The organism is Acinetobacter brisouii, from assembly GCF_008993995.1.
Lineage (GTDB): Bacteria > Pseudomonadota > Gammaproteobacteria > Pseudomonadales > Moraxellaceae > Acinetobacter > Acinetobacter brisouii_A.
Window position 1 is genome coordinate 1 of sequence record NZ_BKNN01000176.1, and the last position, 668, is coordinate 668.

1 pseudogene is annotated in these 668 nt (G+C 43.0%); it reads right to left on the reverse strand.

Annotated features, from left to right (window positions below):
* Positions 1-668, reverse strand: a pseudogene (locus GBN19_RS15530) (IS5 family transposase); the annotation flags it as partial.

Genomic DNA, 668 nt, shown 5'->3' on the forward strand with positions numbered 1-668 from the left:
AATCACTGCATGTGCTTGCCGATCTGCAATGACCTGACGGCATTGTTTTGTGTCATAAGCCCCGTCGGTATAGACTGAATCAATCTGCTCATCCAACGGGATTTGATCAAGTAAATCACCAAGTACCTGTGAATCACTTACATTGTTGGTCGTGAGCTGAACTGCCCGTATTTGTAGGGTTTTAGCATCTATACCAATATGGAGTTTACGCCATTGGCGACGATATTCAGGCTGATGTTTCTTACGTTTCCATTCACCTTCACCTAAAAACTTCAAGCCCGTGGAATCGACAATGAGCAATATATTGCGCAAGGCAGTCCATTGCAACTCTTCTCATAGCTAATTTGAATATCAATATGCTTTTGTCTTCTACAAAGCGTACTGTACGAATATCACTGATATTCGGGGCTGCTCATCCACAAAGGTTAATCAGACTTTGAACAAAACCTGTGACCATGCGTAAAGACAATCGAAATAGGGATTTGATCATCAGACAGCACTGGATGGCAGTATCAGAATAGGTTTGATTTCGACCATGCTTGCCTTGTGATTGTGCATACCACTGGGTCTTTGGATCGAACCAAATGGCAATATTCCCACGATTAATGAGAGCTCGGTTATATGCGGGCCAATTGGTTGTGCGGTAGATTTTGTGTGTAGGCTTCTTC